Consider the following 16,863-nt stretch of genomic DNA (forward strand, 5'->3'; position numbering starts at 1 on the left):
CATTCATAAAACAAGAAAATGGAAGATTACAACAAAATCATTGAGTCTTTAGGCGTTAAATTCGTTAAAGCAAAGAATATTAAAATTCAAAAGCCTGTAACCGTTAACAACCTCTATGAAGTAGAGAATAAAGTTGTTTGGGTCAACAAAGGAGAAGTGCTGTTAGGAGAAGAGAAATTATTGGCAAAGGAAGGTGATTTTGCTTTTATTCCCGGTGGAAAAGTACATCAAATCACTTATGGCAGGGGGAGCCAAATCGAATCGATTACTAACGATAAGTTCATTACAGGCAAATCAGAATATTTTACTCCAATAACTTATGATGAATTGAAAGTTGAAGGTGGCGATAGTTTTAGCTACATTTCATTTGAAGCTAAAGTTTTTGATTCTGTAAACTTTTTTGCCTCTCTTGATATACCTCCATTCATCTTTAGCAACGATACAATTAAGTCTTTGCATGACAGTGTTTTTAAGGAATTAAACACCGAAGAGCCTGGAGCTGACCGAATGGTAAAGGTCTTGACAGAACACTTATTGGTCGAATTATTTAGACATATTGTTCGTAATAAATTATTTGTTGAGCAGCTTGCAACAAACAGTACATACTTCAAGGACCCTCGTTTAATTGATATATTTAATTATATAAACGAGCATTTGGGTGGTGATTTATCCAATAAAAAATTAGCCGAGGTGGCTAACGTATCTGAAGATTACGTAGGACAATATTTCAAAATGTTGACCGGAATTAATCCACAAGACTATATTGAGTACCAACGAATGGAAGAAGCAGTTACCTTATTACGAACTTCTAAAAAGAGTATAAGGGACATCGGACATGAAGTGGGCTATAAAGATACTGCGTACTTCTGCCGAAGATTCAAAATGATGTTCGGAATTCCAGCAGGAAAAATGAGAAGAAGAGAATCTCTAATGAATGTTTAACTAGAGAGCCTCATAGGCAAAACATAGCGCCTTTTTAGATTCTATGTAATTGCCTATTTAGCAAAAGTTTGGCTTCAGTCATTTCTATTAATAATTGTGGGTTTTGCTCTATGGCATTACCCACAACTACAACATCAGCGCCAGACTTCCAGGCGTTTTTTGCTTTAGATACGGAATTAATACCACCACCAATAATTAATGGGACTTCAATTGATCGTTTTACGGAAGCGATCATCTTTTCGCTAATCATCTTATCGGCTCCGCTTCCAGCGTCCATATAAATCAGTTGAAGCCCTAGCAATTCCCCTGCTATGGCAGTGCTTACTGCAATATCATGCTTGTCATAAGGAATTGGATTAGTATTGCTCATGTACGATACAGAAGTTCTATTGCCACCATCAATTAGCATATAGCCTGTTGGCCAAACTTCCATATTACTTCTTTTCAGAATTGGCGCTGATAAAACATGCTGCCCAATTAATAGATCTGGATTTCGACCTGATATCAAAGACAAATACAGAATCGCATCCGATTGTAAATCAATGTATTGATTATTGCCTGGGAATAGAATTACAGGTATATCGGTAGCAGATTTAATATCAGAAATACAACTGCTTAAAGAATCAGATACGATTAAGCTTCCTCCTACGAAGAAAAAATCCACTTCATTTTCTATCGCCATGTTGACCAATCGTTGTAAAGAGGCTCGATCACTTACTTTATCTGGGTCAATTAATAAAGCAAAGCACTTTTGTCCGTTTACTTCATGATTAATCAGTCTATTAAGCTTCTCTTTCTTGATCATTAGCTTTTTTATTTTCCAACTGACTTAAGAATTCTAAAATTTTGTCTCTTGCTATGGCAACTAATATCCCTCCTACTTCTGCTTTTAGTGCATCTAATATTCCACTTTGGCTTTCCTCTCTTCTGATAATAATACGTGGAGAATCTTCATAGTCCGTTTCATCTTCGTGGACTTCTTTATAAACTTTTGAGTCTCGACTTCTCTTACTACCTGTTATCAATTTTACTGCCTGATAAGCCAAAAATACTCCCCCAGCAATCATTAAAGCATTCTTACCGAATTTTTGGGCCTTTCCTGAATACTCACTTAATTGCGCTGATAAGTCTTGTTCGTATTTTTTACTTTTCTCTAAAAGCTTTTCTTGATTACTCATGAATCTTGAATTTAATAAATTAAAACTAATCTTCTTTAACGGGTCTATTGACTTCTTTTCTAAATCTTTCTTGTACTGCTTTGCTATCCTTAAGAAAATAGAATACTAAGGTTAACAAGAAGTAAAATAATGCTACGATACCGAAGCCGGCCACATAACTATCCAAAATCTCTGCTAAATAAAATGCCAAGGTCAAACTTGCAAATAGGACTAACAAAGTCATGGTAGAAACCACAAGTAAAATTGGTAAAATTTTGGCTAATTTTTCCGCCACCGTTTCTTCAATCTCCTCTCTTATCATTGCTATTCGTACTTCTAGCAATTTTTGTAATGATTCTATAATTTTATCTAGTCCCAAAAGCTCTAACAGTTTACTTTTTTTCACAACTTTACCTATTAATTGATTCCTAAGTTATATAAATTTCAGTTCAACTTAAATTTACACGGTAAAATAATTATAAAGATTAATGAAGCTGATAGCAGATAGTGGTTCAAGCAAGACAGATTGGCGTCTATTATATGAAGATAATTCCATCGAACAGTTGAAAACACGCGGTATTAATCCTTATTTAATCAGTGGAAAAGAGCTTCTGAAATGTTTAAAGGAGGATTTTGACGGAATTGATTTTCCAACCATAAAAGACATCTATTTCTACGGAGCCGGTTGCGGGAACGCTGAAAATAAAGAAAAAATAAATTCAGTTTTCTCAGACTTTTTCAACTGTGACTCAATATATGTGGAAGATGATATGTTGGCTGCCGCCAGGGCAAGTTGTGGAAAAGATCCCGGTATCTCCTGTATATTAGGCACTGGAGCAAACGCATGCCATTTTGATGGAATTGATATTCAAGATAGAATGGTATCATTTGGCTATGTTTTAGGAGATGAGGGTAGCGGCAATTACATTGGAAAAACAACGCTTAAGGCGTATTTAGAGGATGAAATGCCACATGAACTGGCGAAGAAATTCAAAATCACATATCCTGATATCAATATGGAGTTTACTTTAGAACAAATTTATCATAAGCCCTACCCAAACAGGTTTTTAGCTCAATTTTTTCAGTTTGCATTGGCCCATCAAAGGGAGCGTTTCTTTTTTGAGTTGATATCCAATGCTTTTCAATTATTTTTAGAGAAATCAGTTTTGAAATTTAAGAACTATGAAAAATTGCCCATTCATTTCATTGGCGGAGTAGCTTTTAATGCTAATTCCATCATGAGAATGGTACTATCGAGCAATAATTTACAAGCAGGGAATTTCATGGAAAATCCAATCGCTGGCTTAACACTTTATCATAAAAATCAGCATTAATGAGTATTACAGAATCAGAATCCAATTTTAATAGTCTAGAAAAGCTTTCTATTAAAGAACTGCTACAAGGCATAAACCAAGAAGATCAAACGGTAGCTTTATCAGTGCAAAAAGCGCTACCTCAGATTCAAAAAGCATTGGAAGTAATTGTCCAAAAAATGAAAGCTGGGGGTAGATTATTTTATATTGGGGCTGGGACTAGTGGTAGATTAGGGATTTTAGATGCCTCTGAATGCCCGCCTACCTTTGGTGTCAATCATGATAAAGTGATCGGTATTATTGCTGGTGGGGATAATGCTATTCGTAAGGCCGTAGAATTTGCTGAAGACGACACAGACCAGGCTTGGAGAGATCTGCAAGAATTTAATATCTCTGAAAAGGATTTCCTGATCGGTATAGCGGCTTCTGGAAGGACTCCCTACGTAATTGGCGGATTGAAAAAAGCCCTTTTAAATGGCATTACAACTGCCTGCATTACTTGTAATCCCAACTCGGAAATTGTCGAAGGATCTGATTTCCCAATTGAAGTTCCTGTTGGCCCAGAGTTTATTACAGGAAGCACCAGAATGAAGGCTGGCACTGCCCAGAAAATGGTGCTAAATATGATCTCTACTACTGCCATGATCCAATTAGGACATGTGAAAGGCAATAAAATGGTGGATATGCAACTAAGCAATGACAAATTAGTAGAAAGAGGAACGAAGATGATCATGCAAGAGCTTGATATTGAATTTGATACTGCAAAAAAGCTATTATTAAAATATGGTTCAGTTAGAAAAGCAGTAGCAAGCGCTAAGGCTTGAATTATTTTATTTTTTTTAATTTGGACATAGGCCTTTCATTTTCCTAAATTGTAAAGACATCCGATAGGCAACCGTCTTGAATGAGTTTTACTATACGTTTAAAAATGCTAAATTTGATAGATCTACTTTATTTTTGCATTTATGCGCTACATAAAAATAATGCGATAAATGTGATTTTACCATGGAAATCTACCTGAAAAGGTATAATTGTATTAAGGTGAAAATTAAAAAATAAATCAAAATGAAATCATTTATTCTAGGCGCATTTTTTCTTGTCACTTTCCACGGATCTCAAGCGCAAGTAAAATTAAACCACATAGCAGTTTATGTGGAAGATTTGGCTGACAGTAAATCCTTCTATTCGGACATTATTGGACTCGAAGAAATTGAAGAGCCATTTAAAGATGGGTTACATGTTTGGTATAAACTTGGCAGTTCACAATTGCACTTAATTGAAGGAGAATGGGAAGAACCCACCATCAATAAAAACAACCATTTGTGTTTTAGCATAGAAGACATGGAGGGTTTTATAGAAAATTTAAAAGCTGAAAAAGTGCCTTTTGAAAATTGGCCTGGTGAAAGTGGGAAAATTACTAATAGAGTAGATGGAGTTCAACAAATCTACTTTCAAGACCCTAATGGTTATTGGATAGAAGTGAACAATGATTTTTAAAAAAAAGTAAATATTTGTAGCTATGAAAACTTTAATACTAGGAATTTCAGTCTTTTTAATGACTGCTTTCAACTCGCAAGATTCGGTGAATTTAAGTGGTGGTTGGCACATCACTACAGAAGATGGTTTAACAGGCCAATGGATAATGGCAGAAAAGCATTTTGCCGTTACCTTTTATAAAGGAAATGAATTCAAATACACTTATGGAGGAAGTTGGAATCTCACCGATAATAATCAAATCCAACTTCATTACGAATTTCATACTGATAACAAAGACAAAGTAGGTCAAACAGAAAAATTGGAGTATGCTTTAAAAGGGAAAAAGCTAGAAATTGGAGGTCTAACTTGGAAAAGAACAGATAACAATAAACCAGGAGATTTAGCAGGTGCTTGGGTCATTACCGGAAGAGAACGTAACGGAGAAATGAATACTATGACACCTGGGGCGAGAAAAACTATGAAGATCTTGTCTGGTACATATTTTCAATGGATAGCTTATAATAGTGAAACTGGAGATTTTCGGGGGACTGGAGGCGGAAACTACACAACGAATGATGGTCAATACACTGAAATCATAAAATTCTTTTCCAGAGACAGCAATAGAGTAGGTGCTGAGCTAGTTTTTAATTATGAATTGAAAGATGGAGAATGGCACCACAGCGGAAAAAGTAGCAAAGGTGATCCTATCTACGAAATTTGGAGTGATAGAGTGGATTTAGGGATTTAAGATTTAACGCTATAAAAGACAACAGCCCTAGTAAGAAATAATTCAGTTCATAGCAGGGCTGCTGTTCAATTATATTTTACGAAAGTCTGATTCGAGCATCTACGACTACGAGCTCTCTTTCATTTCCAATCAACGGATTCATATCTATTTCTTCGATTTCAGGAGCCAAATGCACCAATGAAGCTAGTCGGACGATAACATCTGCAAAGGCTGCTTCATTTATTCCTGCTCTACCTCTATATCCTTGTATAATAGGATAGGTCTTTAAAGATTGAATCATTTTTTCAGCTTCCTTCTTGCTAAGCGGAGCTAGTCCGTTGGCTACATCTTTAATGATTTCTACAAATATTCCACCCATTCCACAAAGAATCAAGTGCCCAAAATTTCCTTTCTTAACAGCGCCTGCAAAAAACTCTTCCCCTTTTTTCATTTCCTGAATGAGCACTCCTTTGGCACCAGCTATTTTCATCATTCTTTTAAATTCCTTTTTCAGAAATTCCTGAGAATTGATATTCAAGCTAACTCCTCCAACATCTGTTTTATGAATTGGTCCTAAAACTTTCATCACCAATGGAAACTCCATGGATTTATTGACTGCTGCTAAACTTTTTTCATCGTAAAATTCCCGTTCTTTAACCATCTCAATCCCAGCTGCCGTTAATAGTTCACGAACAATATTAGTATCCAAATATCCTGATTTTGACTCCACTATAATATCTCGGATTTTACTGTAATCCATTTCAGCCAAGTCATATTTTCCATAAGCCGGAACATCAAGATTTGCAGCACTCGCTAAAGCCTTACCTAAAACCACCTCATCTGGAAAGTTTACATGACCCTTATCTATAAATTCTTGAATTTCCTTACCTGCATTAACCAAGGAAGGCAAAACAGGGAAAATAGCCTTTTTACAGCTCTGTAATTTTTGATGTAAAACTTCATATACATCTCGAACATTAAAAAGACCTGGGCTGCCAAAGACCACTACCATTGCATCAATTTCTTCCAACTCATCGCAGAAATCAATAATTTCAGCTAACTGATCTGCTGTTCCAGTCGCTAAAAAATCAATGGGGTTTGATACAGAAGACCCAGGATGAAGCTTTTCCAACAAGCCTTTACCTTTATCCTCATCTATGGGTGGCACATTGACTCCATTACTACTTAACACATCAGTAAGCATTACGGCAGAGCCGCCCGCATGAGTTATAATAGCAATATTTTTCCCTGTGGCCTTATTTTCTTGCCATACTGCAGCAACATTTATTAATTCCTCCCTACTATTACAATATACAATGGCCGCTTTTTTAAACAATGCACGAATTAAGGTGTCAGAAGTCGCAATGGCACCCGTATGAGAAGAGGCTGCCCTGCTTCCAGCTTCAGAATAGCCAGATTTGATAGCTGCGAGATGACAGCCTTTGCGAACCAAAGAAGAGGCATGTTTTAAGAATTTGAATGGATTCTTAATGTTTTCTAAATAGAGTAATTTTACTTTAGGACTTCTCTCAGGGTCATAAGTAGTATCCATATGTTCTAATATTTCCTCTACACCCGTTTGTCCAGCATTTCCTATGGAATAGATATTGGAAAAGTTTAAGCCCACTGCATGGGCTGCTTCCATTATGAAAACGGCTGTAGCTCCTGAACTTGAAATTAGTTCACACCCATCTGCGTTGTAATCAGGAACTGGTGTCGTGAATACTCCTTTATAATTTCCGTTTATTATTCCAATGCAGTTTGGCCCGATTATCTGCGCATTATATTTTTCAGCAATTGCTATCAGCTGGTTTTCCAGTTTGATCCCTGTCTCTCCAGCTTCTGCAAATCCTGCAGAATAAATAATAAACCCTTTGGTTCCAGCTTGTGCCAAAGTGTTCACCGTTTCAACACATAAAGCAGCCGGAATACTAAGAATGGCTAAATCTACTTTTGGCAGTAGGTCTACTTTGGCTATATGTTCTACTCCTTCAATTGAAATCACTTTAGGATTTACCCCATATATTTTTCCCTTAAATCCTCCTGAAATCAAATTAAAAATCACTTTGCCTCCTGGCTTCGATTGATTTTCAGACGCACCTATGATCGCTATATTTTCTGGGTTTAGGAGTGAATTTTGGAGCATTTTGATATTAATTAAGTTTGATGATTTTTTCTAATCTATTTCAAAATAGATTTATTTCTGCACAAAAAAAAGGAGGTCTATTTCCTCTGACCTCCTTTAGCTACAGAACTATCTATTAAACTGGCTCGGAAACTTGAATTGCAGAAAAATCCAACTTTACAGTTGTTGTAATTGAATTACTAATTAGACAAGCCGCTTCTGCTTTTTCCATAAGTCGAATTGCTTTATCCATTTTGCCACCTTCTGGCAATTCGATAAATGGTTTTAATGTAATAGCTGACATCTTGAATTTTCCGTCCACTTTCTCTAGAACACCTTCAGATTTACAGTCAAATTTTGAAAATTCTAACTTCGAGTATTCGGCTATGGCTAAAAAGGTAGTCATAAAACAAGACAAGACTGCACTTGTAAAAAGGTGCTCTGGTGACCATATGCCTTCTACCCCTCCAGGAAATTCAGGAGGTGTTGCAACTGTTATTTTTTTATGAAGCTCTGGGGAGCTCATTAAACCAATTCTACCTTCTTGCCATCCAAGATCGAGATTATACGTGTGTTTTGTGTTCATATTTTTATTAATTTAAATTAAAGGACAAATATATCCTTTTTTAGTAAAGATGTATTGTAATATTTGTTACAGAAGCGATTGCATTTGAAAATATTTATGTCGAGATAAGTTCTTTATCTTCTGTCAGAGTTGTTTTAATTATGTTTTCAAAATGATGTAGCTGTTCAATGGAGCTGGTGAATCCATGAGAAAGCAAATTCTCATTTTGCCGAAAGAGCGATTTGTAATATTCAATACCCTCATACAGACTAGCTTGAAAACCCATTAAATACTTCGCTAATTTATTGCTTGGTTCTGCTTTGTATTTTTCAATCTCCTTCAAGAAAAAATTAACGTAGAGTTCCAGTTCTTTTATAAATACATTGGGTCGATCGATCTGATTTAATACGTCCTTTATCCCATAAATATGCTTTATCATATCCGAGAGTTTTATTTTACCACTAAAATAAGCAAGATTTGGACCTGGACAGATTGTGACTCCAGCTCCTTCTACTTTGGTATCCATACTATTCTCATAGAAAAATGCAGTTGATAGTCCTCCACATAAGCATTCTTTTTCCATCAGTTTCGAATATTCAACTTCATATTTTTCTTTACTCAAATTTTCACTTGCTAACTGCTTTAATTTAAGCTTGTGATATTTAGTCGAAGCACTGCATATTGGCTTGTCGGTAAATTCAGTATTTAACATCAGAAATTTTTTGGTGCAAGGACTGCCACTCTTCCCTTTTTGCAATTTCTTATCCATCTCAATTTGCCTAGAGGATTTCCTTAAATTATTGAAGGGGACACCTAAAGGAGAAGCATTGCTTAAATAGAAATCCTTTTCACCAGCTTCAGATAACTGCTTGCGAGTGGGTTCATCAATAGAAACTGCTTCAGGAACCAGTAAGAACGGACTTCCCCATCCTACCGAAGACAGATTATAATGTTTCAATAAAAATTCGTGTTCATCGCCAGTGCCAACGCCACCTTGAGCAGTAATGCGCACAGTAGGTTTCTTTTCTAGAATGATATTCTTTTCAGCTACAGCCTTTTCATAAATGGCTAATAAACTGCTGACTAAGCTTTCCTGATTGCTCTTAAATTCTTCAAGGATAGGTCCCATAAGTTTGCCCTGGGTAGCAAATGCATGACCTCCACAATTTAAGCCCGATTCTATCCTGAATTCGGAAACCCAGATCCCTTTATTGGCAAGTAATTTCCCTTGAATTAGTGCAGAGCGGTAATCGCTTACTTTAATGATTACTTCTTTCTTAAAGTTAGCTTTTGGATCAGGAAGGAAATCATCGAATTCGGTCAAATAACTAAATAATTTAGGATTCATTCCTGCTGACAAAACCAAGGATGAAGATAGATTACTATTAGCAAATGCCCTCAAAGAAGAATGGGCATCGTTATACTTAACAGGCAGTTCTCTATTTTCATAATAATTGGTTTTATCCAACTTTGTCATAATATTCACATCAATTCTCCCTGGGCTCAATGTTTTATGTAAAGAATCTAAAAGCTCAGTTTGATTAAGTTTCTGAGCAAATTCTATTATTCTTTTTTTTGCTCGAGAATAGTTCGGTAGTAAATCAAGAAAATTATCCAGGTAATTTTCGTCCGTGGCAAGTTTCACCTTATGCTCTTCAAACTTTTGCACCACAATTTTGTGCATCAGATTAAGATAAGAAGTAATCCTTCTGGCTCTGGCATCAATTTCGGAGCTTAGTATGGGAATAAATTCAAAATCAAATTTTTGAGAATAGAATTTCCTTACCCTTTCTATTAATATATCATCTCCTAGAGAAACCACTGAATTAATGCCTAAATGGGCTAGACGGATAGGAGTGTCAATAGTATAGGCTAAGCCCATTACAGGAATATGGAAAGTGTGCTGATGAGTTGAAAATGTCATAGAATAACTTTGATATTATAAGGACATATACATTGTATACGAATCCATTGAACTTATTTGAAAATATCAAAGGTATAGGCTTGTTTTCAGACTAATCCTGCTTTAAGTCAGTCAAAAAAATGAGAAGGGTCAAAGTTTTTGAAAATCAATTAATAATCAAATTCATACAGCACCTTATGCTTATCTTTTATCAAAATATAATTAAGTGCGTCTTCTAGCAGCATTCAAAAACTATGATATAAATCAAGGATGAAGCTGTTTTTTGGCATATAAACGAAGCTCTATTTACGTAAAATGTCAATTTAAACGATTTAAAAGAGTTTTCATAAAGAATTCAGTCTGACCTTTCCCTCATTTTTTTTAATCCCCTATTGAAAAATATGAAATCTGGATATATCTTTGAATATTAAAGGATCTTTTTATCCTTTATTAATGAGTATCCACTAAAAGCAAATAGTCATGTTATCAAAATCGCAAGCACAGGCTTTTTTTCTGGGAGGAACACTGGTCACCTTCCTGATTTTTATCGGCTTAACCATCTATTCCATGATGCCATCCAACGATCAGACTAATCACGAAAATATTACTGCAGAAGTAATAAAAGGAAAACATTTATGGGAAACCAACAACTGCATGGGCTGTCACTCCATAATGGGAGAAGGCGGCTATTATGCCCCAGAACTCACCAAAGTGGTGGATAGAAAAGGCGAACCAATCATCAAGGCTATTTTAATGTCTCCTGTTCCATGGGCTCCAAATGGTAGAAAAATGGTGGCTTATGAAATGAGCGAGGAAGAGGCAGAAGCCATGATCGAGTATTTTAAATGGATTGGGGAATTGGATCTGAATGGATTTGATAGAATGGTGTCCCCTTTGGCGAAAGATAGAATGGAAAAGATGAATGAGGAGTAAAAGCAAAATCTAAAACTTTAACTATAAAAAGATGAAATATAAATCTCAAAAAGTAGCCTACTGGTTCTTTGCATTATGTATGCTACTGTTTTCACTGCAAATAGTGTATGGCTTTATTATGGGCTTTGCACGGATTGGATTTGACGTTTTCCACGATTTTATACCTTTTAATGCAGCAAGAGCTGTTCATACTAATCTGCTGGTTGTTTGGTTGCTGAGTGGTTTTATGGGGGCAGCTTATTATATCATTCCTGAAGAAGCTCAACGAGAACTGGTGAGTGTAAAACTTGCCTACGTTCAATTAATATCGCTTGCTTTGGTAGGAGTTGCAGCTATAACGGGCTATCATTTTAATATTTGGGAAGGTAGGAAATTTCTGGAAATCCCTAGAGAGCTAGATTTTCTGGTCGTTATTAATGTACTGCTTTTCTTGGGCATCATCATTACCACCTTATACAAAGGAAAAAGAAAGACCACTACAGCGATGGTATTAGTGATGGGACTGTTTTTTGCTGCTTTACTATACATCCCTGGCATGATCTGGTTTGACAGTCAGGTTACTGATTCGTTCTTCCGATGGTGGGTAGTTCACTTATGGGTAGAAGGAGTTTGGGAATTGATCATGGGTGGTATTTTAGCATTTCTGTTGATAAAATTAACGGGAGTAGATAGAGAAGTTATTGAGAAATGGCTTTACGTGATCGTTGGTTTAACTTTCCTCTCAGGTATCTTAGGAACAGGACACCACTACTACTATATAGGAGTGAATAAAATTTGGCTGATTGTGGGTGGGATCTTCTCCGCTTTGGAACCATTGGCATTTCTTGCTATGGCACTTTTTGCAGTTTATATGTATAGAAAAGGCGAAAAAAATCACCCTAATAAAATCGCTTTATTTTGGACCATTGGAGCCTCAATCGTTTCATTTATCGGAGCTGGATTGTTAGGATTTGCGCATACTTTACCACAAACCAATATTTATACACACGGAACTCTGGTTACCGCCATGCATGGGCATTATGCCTTCTGGGGCGCTTATGCTATGATTGTATTGGCAATTATAAGTTACAGCATGCCGAATATGACAGGTCGCAAGAGGCATAATAATACCGCTGGCCATTTGGCTTTCTGGCTTTCTAATATCGGAATGCTAGGAATGGTAACCGCAATGGGCGTAGCTGGTGTTGTGCAGGTTTATCTAGAAAGAAAATTGAAAATGGATTTTATGAAAGTGCAAGATGAAGTAGAGGTACACTTTGCAGTAATGTTGATTTGCGCCTCACTCTTTACAACTGGCATAGGAATTTACATTTATGAATTCATTAAATACGGCCGACCTACAGATGAGGCCCTAGAAAAATCAGGAAATGATGATATTGAAGGAAAACCAAAAGATGAAAATTCTGATAAAGAATTAGTTAGGATGTGATGTAAAAGGCCGGGAGAAATGTTGGTTGTATTATGGTTTTATAGTTAAGCTTCCGGCCACATCACTTCTTCATCATAAAATCGATAATAAACATAACACGAGACCGATGGAAAATTTACCATTTTACCAGGAAATAAATAATGAGGCGGAAATATTTGAACACGCCTGGCGTAATAAACTACCACTACTACTGAAAGGCCCTACAGGTTGCGGTAAGTCCCGATTTGTAGAATTTATGGCAGGGAAACTAAATAGAAAATTAGTTACAATCAGTTGTCATGAAGAAACCTCCTCCACCGATTTAATAGGTAGATTTATAATCAAGGGGGCAGAAACTGTTTGGGTTGACGGGCCCATGACAACGGCCGTAAAAGAAGGCGCTATCCTGTACCTTGATGAACTCGCTGAAGCCCGGCCGGATGTAATTGTGGCGATTCACTCACTGACGGATCACAGACGAGAGCTCTTTATAGATAAATTAGGAGAAACCATCAAAGCAAATCCGAATTTTATGTTAGTAGCTTCCTTCAATCCGGGTTATCAAAAAGGATTTAAAGAATTGAAGCCATCTACCAGGCAAAGGTTTATCGCCTTGTCATTCCAATATCCAGAAGCTAAAACAGAGACAAATATTTTGGAAAAAGAAAGTGGCATTGACCATAGCAATGCTAAAAAAATAGTGGCCATAGGTAATAAAATAAGAAATCTGACGGAATTGGGTCTTGCAGAAACTGTTTCCACACGACTTTTGGTTGATGCTTCTGTTTTAATCCATAGCGGATTAGCTAAGCGGCAAAGTATGCATGTTGCAGTAGTGGAACCACTTACTGATGACGAGCATACCACCACTTCTTTGAAAGATTTATGTGATTTGATGATTTAGATCCCGTCTCATTTTCTACTAAAGAGAAAGAGGTTAACATCGAATTTATCAAATCGAACACCACAAAATAAATAGATCATGGGATTAGATCTGGACGAATGGATTTTTGGCAAAGTAGCCAAATATCTTAAAAAAAAGAAGGACAAAACAAATGATAGTTTACCACAAAAAGTGGCCCTGGAAGAGATTAAACCCAGACTTATCCTGCTTGCACGTGCCATCAGTGGTAAAGCAATAGAAATATATCCGGCAGAAGAAGAAGGTGGTTATAAAGGTAATAATTACTTCCTGCCCATTGAATTTTCGGAAATGCCTACTTGGGAGACCAACCTTTCTTTCTATTTCTTTAGGCTTCTTTACCTAAGTGTACAGCAGGAAAAAGACATTAACTGGAGCTATCCAGAAGATGATGTGGATTTATCGCGAAAGATGGCTTTGCAAAGTGCAGAAGAAATTCTGCCCATCCTTTACGAACAGTTTCCTGTGGCAGCAGAACTGCACAAGAAATTCTATGATTATTTCATGCAGCAAGCTGAAAATAGTGAGGATGCTGATTTCAGTATGCTGTACGGTAAATGGATGCAAAAGCAAAAAGCAGAACAGCAAAACGACCCTTTAAAAAACTTTGATGAAAAAGTACAAAAACCAGCGGACAAAGCCGATACTATTTTAAAAGCCCGAGCTGTTGAGGAGATTAAAAGCATTAGCATTGATAAAAAACAGCAAGAAGATTATGTGTTGCTTCATAACTTTGAAAAGGTAGAAACTGCTGAAGAACATGATGGTGTATGGCGTGATTTTGATGGTTCAGATGAACTGGAAAAGCATCAGGATGCGCTAGAGGAACTGCGCATGCGGCAGACCGTGCGAGTTGATGAACCGGTTCACTCCGTTTACCAGGCTGATTTCGTAGAGCAAACCACTATTTCTGAGAGTGCTGAAAAAGATAGCAAGGCATTTTATGTTTCATACGATGAATGGGACTATAAAAGCAAAAGCTATAAAAAGGATTTTTGTAAACTTTTTCCTGATTTCCAAAAGGAACTTGATTTCAATTATTATCAAAACACCATCCGTAAAAATAAAAGCGTATTGAATTCGCTTCGGAAAATGGTCGCTTCTATCAACAATAAAGCCCAACAACAAAGAAGGCTTTCAAATGGCAGCAATTTCGACTTAGATGCCGTAGTGGATTTCTATACGGATATGCATGCCAAAAGGACGCCCAATGAAAACATCTATACTGAGAACAGGAAGAAACAGAAAGATCTCTCTTTGATGATTTTACTAGATTTGAGTCTTTCCAGTGATAGCTTCGTGAATAACCGTAGGGTTTTGGATGTGGAAAAAGAAGTATCGATTCTCTTTGGAGAAATACTGAACGAATTTGGAATTGACTTTTGTATTGATGGATTTTATTCTAAAACGAGAAATCATTCTAGCTACCTTACGATAAAAGATTTTGATGAAAACTGGACCTATGCTAAGAACAAGGTAGGTGCGATTGCTCCAAGCGGCTATACTCGAATTGGAACTGCCCTGCGACATGCTGGCACTCGCTTACAAAACAGGGAAAGTCAAAATAAATGGGTGATTTTGCTGAGTGATGGCAAGCCTAATGATTATGACCGATATGAAGGTAAGTATGGAGTAAAGGATGTGAAGCAGGCCCTAAAAGAATTCGACCTGATGAATATTAACTCCTATGCAGTCGCCATTGAGTCTCAGGCAAAGTATTACCTGCCCCAAATGTTCGGGCAAAACCATTATCAAATACTATCAAAGCCAGAGGATCTCATCCACTCACTAGTAAAACTTTACACAAAAATTAAAAATCAGTAATCATGCAAATTACAGAAGATATAGCAAATTTGGCTGACTGGCATCCTCTTACTCATTATATGAAAGAGATTGATTTGCTACAGAAAATTATTTGGGAAATGCGGAAAGTGAAGGCTGCTGAAGATCATCAGTTATTTTACAATCTGTTTAATCAACTTAGCAGCATCGAAAAAAGATTCGAGCGCAAGGAAAACCAGCTTTTTCCCTATTTGGAAAAACGAGGATGGGATGGCCCGTCACGGAATATGTGGTCATTCCATGACAATTTACGTGACCAATTTCGCCTTTTGAGAAAGTACTATGAAGCGAGAGAATTTGCAAAGCTAGATGAGAATATTCACTACCTATTAAATGGAATCAACAATCTAATGGCGGTTGAACAAACAGTTCTTTTCCCCAACGCATTAAACACATTAGAAGAGCAAGACTGGAAAGAAATGCAAACAGGTGAAGAAGAAATTGGCTGGATGCCCAATTGTGGACCGGAAAAATCAGTGAAGTATATACACCCTTCGCAAGACAACACTGCAAGAGACTTATCTTTTGCTCCTAAAGAAAGTTATCATTTTGACGAAGGATATATGACGGTGGAGCAAGTAAACCTTCTCTTTCGTACGATTCCTATCGACCTCACATACGTGGATGAGAATGATAAAGTGATTTTTTACAACCGTGGCGAGGATAGGGTATTTGCAAGAAGTGCTGGCATAATAGGACGGGAGGTTAAATTTTGCCATCCTCCCAAAAGTGTAGGTACAGTCCTTAAAATACTAGAAGAATTCAGGAAAGGCAGCAAGAACGAAGCTTCATTTTGGATTAATTTCAAAGGACAAACTATCTACATCAGATATTTTGCAGTTCGTGATCAGCATAAAAACTATAAAGGAGTGGTTGAGATGTCTCAAGACATTACAGAAATAAAAGATATTAAGGGAGAAAAAAGATTATTGGAATGGAATTAACAACCGGAACTCAGCAAAATACAGTACACTATAAAAATATATCCTCACCGCCTGGAGGCTTACTTCTTTGGATTTTGATCTTGCTAGAGGTATTTACGTTCGGTTTGGCTCTGGCTGGCCTGGTCTACTATCGTACGGAAGACCCAGTGCTGTTTGCTCAATCCACAGCGGCCCTTAATACCGTTCTGGGGGGAACAAACACCATTATATTATTAACAAGTGGCTTTTTTATGGCTGCGAGTGTACACTATTTTAAGAAGCAAAATACTAAGACCGGAGTCAATTTTATGTTGGCTACAATTATAACTGGTTGTGCCTTTATAGTTGTTAAGTGGTATGAGTACAGCGAAAAGATAGAAATGGGTTTAGGCTTAGAAGAAAATTTGTTCTTCACTTTCTATTGGTTACTTACTGGTTTTCACTTAATCCATGTCGTAGTTGGTTTGGTCATTTTAGTGCTCATACTCTTGAGGATAAACAATAAAGGACATATTATAATAGAAGATACCAAGGCAGGTGCAGCTTTTTGGCATATGTGCGACCTAATCTGGCTTTTACTGTTTCCTGCGCTCTACCTCGTTTTTCAATAATTAAAATTTTAAATCT

General features: G+C 36.7%; 17 protein-coding genes. 11 read left to right on the forward strand and 6 right to left on the reverse strand.

The features are described from left to right. The first annotated feature begins 18 nt into the window (after positions 1-18). Positions 19-942, forward strand: coding sequence for an AraC family transcriptional regulator (locus tag AAC601_RS05355; RefSeq protein WP_340152692.1), 924 nt, complete (start codon positions 19-21; stop codon positions 940-942). Positions 943-976: 34 nt separating this feature from the next. Here the strand turns inward: AAC601_RS05355 and AAC601_RS05360 are convergent, their stop codons facing one another. Genes AAC601_RS05360 through AAC601_RS05370 form a run of 3 tightly spaced genes read right to left on the reverse strand, consistent with a single transcriptional unit; the run spans position 977 to position 2,505 of the window. Beyond that, on the reverse strand, positions 977-1,747 hold the full coding sequence (locus tag AAC601_RS05360; protein ID WP_303270902.1) for a geranylgeranylglyceryl/heptaprenylglyceryl phosphate synthase: 771 nt from the start codon (positions 1,745-1,747) through the stop codon (positions 977-979). Further along, positions 1,725-2,120: a hypothetical protein gene (locus AAC601_RS05365; protein WP_340152693.1), complete on the reverse strand. Its 396-nt coding sequence runs from the start codon at positions 2,118-2,120 to the stop codon at positions 1,725-1,727. Before AAC601_RS05365 ends, AAC601_RS05360 begins: the two co-directional genes overlap by 23 nt. 25 nt (positions 2,121-2,145) lie before the next feature. Next, positions 2,146-2,505 (reverse strand): phage holin family protein, encoded by a 360-nt coding sequence (locus tag AAC601_RS05370; protein ID WP_340152694.1) that lies wholly within the window; start codon positions 2,503-2,505, stop codon positions 2,146-2,148. An 82-nt stretch (positions 2,506-2,587) separates the two neighbouring features. Between AAC601_RS05370 and AAC601_RS05375 the strand changes: the two genes are divergently transcribed. From AAC601_RS05375 to AAC601_RS05390, 4 genes are all read left to right on the forward strand, one after another. Continuing rightward, positions 2,588-3,433 carry an N-acetylglucosamine kinase gene (locus tag AAC601_RS05375; protein WP_340152695.1) on the forward strand — a complete coding sequence of 282 codons (846 nt, stop codon included), beginning with the start codon at positions 2,588-2,590 and terminating at the stop codon, positions 3,431-3,433. Beyond that, the gene (gene murQ / locus AAC601_RS05380; protein WP_340152696.1) at positions 3,433-4,236 is read left to right on the forward strand and encodes an N-acetylmuramic acid 6-phosphate etherase; all 804 of its coding nucleotides are present in this window, start codon (positions 3,433-3,435) and stop codon (positions 4,234-4,236) included. Before AAC601_RS05375 ends, murQ begins: the two co-directional genes overlap by 1 nt. Positions 4,237-4,477: 241 nt before the next feature. After that, positions 4,478-4,909: a VOC family protein gene (locus AAC601_RS05385; protein ID WP_340152697.1), complete on the forward strand. Its 432-nt coding sequence runs from the start codon at positions 4,478-4,480 to the stop codon at positions 4,907-4,909. Positions 4,910-4,931: 22 nt separating this feature from the next. Next, positions 4,932-5,636, forward strand: a complete 705-nt coding sequence (locus AAC601_RS05390; RefSeq protein WP_340152698.1) for a membrane or secreted protein — start codon at positions 4,932-4,934, stop codon at positions 5,634-5,636. A gap of 76 nt (positions 5,637-5,712) precedes the next feature. On the opposite strand, the gene AAC601_RS05395 is transcribed toward AAC601_RS05390, so the two are convergent. From AAC601_RS05395 to AAC601_RS05405, 3 genes are all read right to left on the reverse strand, one after another. Then, the gene (locus AAC601_RS05395) at positions 5,713-7,761 is read right to left on the reverse strand and encodes an acetate--CoA ligase family protein (RefSeq protein ID WP_340152699.1); all 2,049 of its coding nucleotides are present in this window, start codon (positions 7,759-7,761) and stop codon (positions 5,713-5,715) included. Positions 7,762-7,876: 115 nt separating this feature from the next. After that, positions 7,877-8,326 carry an OsmC family protein gene (locus AAC601_RS05400; RefSeq protein WP_303270910.1) on the reverse strand — a complete coding sequence of 150 codons (450 nt, stop codon included), beginning with the start codon at positions 8,324-8,326 and terminating at the stop codon, positions 7,877-7,879. Positions 8,327-8,420: 94 nt separating this feature from the next. Continuing rightward, positions 8,421-10,229 (reverse strand): hypothetical protein, encoded by a 1,809-nt coding sequence (locus tag AAC601_RS05405; protein WP_340152700.1) that lies wholly within the window; start codon positions 10,227-10,229, stop codon positions 8,421-8,423. Positions 10,230-10,688: 459 nt separating this feature from the next. Here AAC601_RS05405 and AAC601_RS05410 point away from each other — a divergent pair, with 459 nt between their 5' ends. The 6 genes from AAC601_RS05410 (at position 10,689) to AAC601_RS05435 (ending at position 16,847) form a co-directional block, all read left to right on the forward strand. Further along, positions 10,689-11,141, forward strand: a complete 453-nt coding sequence (locus tag AAC601_RS05410; protein WP_303270912.1) for a c-type cytochrome — start codon at positions 10,689-10,691, stop codon at positions 11,139-11,141. Positions 11,142-11,172: 31 nt separating this feature from the next. Next, on the forward strand, positions 11,173-12,570 hold the full coding sequence (locus tag AAC601_RS05415) for a cbb3-type cytochrome c oxidase subunit I (RefSeq protein ID WP_340152701.1): 1,398 nt from the start codon (positions 11,173-11,175) through the stop codon (positions 12,568-12,570). Positions 12,571-12,676: 106 nt separating this feature from the next. Next, positions 12,677-13,453, forward strand: a complete 777-nt coding sequence (locus AAC601_RS05420) for a CbbQ/NirQ/NorQ/GpvN family protein (protein WP_303270914.1) — start codon at positions 12,677-12,679, stop codon at positions 13,451-13,453. Positions 13,454-13,531: 78 nt separating this feature from the next. Continuing rightward, the gene (locus AAC601_RS05425; RefSeq protein ID WP_340152702.1) at positions 13,532-15,295 is read left to right on the forward strand and encodes a VWA domain-containing protein; all 1,764 of its coding nucleotides are present in this window, start codon (positions 13,532-13,534) and stop codon (positions 15,293-15,295) included. Positions 15,296-15,297: 2 nt separating this feature from the next. Then, a complete protein-coding gene (locus tag AAC601_RS05430; protein WP_340152703.1) occupies positions 15,298-16,257 on the forward strand; it encodes a PAS domain-containing protein in 960 nt (319 codons plus the stop codon). Next, a complete protein-coding gene (locus AAC601_RS05435; RefSeq protein ID WP_340152704.1) occupies positions 16,248-16,847 on the forward strand; it encodes a cytochrome c oxidase subunit 3 in 600 nt (199 codons plus the stop codon). Before AAC601_RS05430 ends, AAC601_RS05435 begins: the two co-directional genes overlap by 10 nt. Positions 16,848-16,863: the final 16 nt, after the last annotated feature.

The organism is uncultured Marivirga sp. (assembly GCF_963974845.1).
In the GTDB taxonomy this organism is placed as follows: Bacteria; Bacteroidota; Bacteroidia; order Cytophagales; family Cyclobacteriaceae; genus Marivirga; species Marivirga harenae.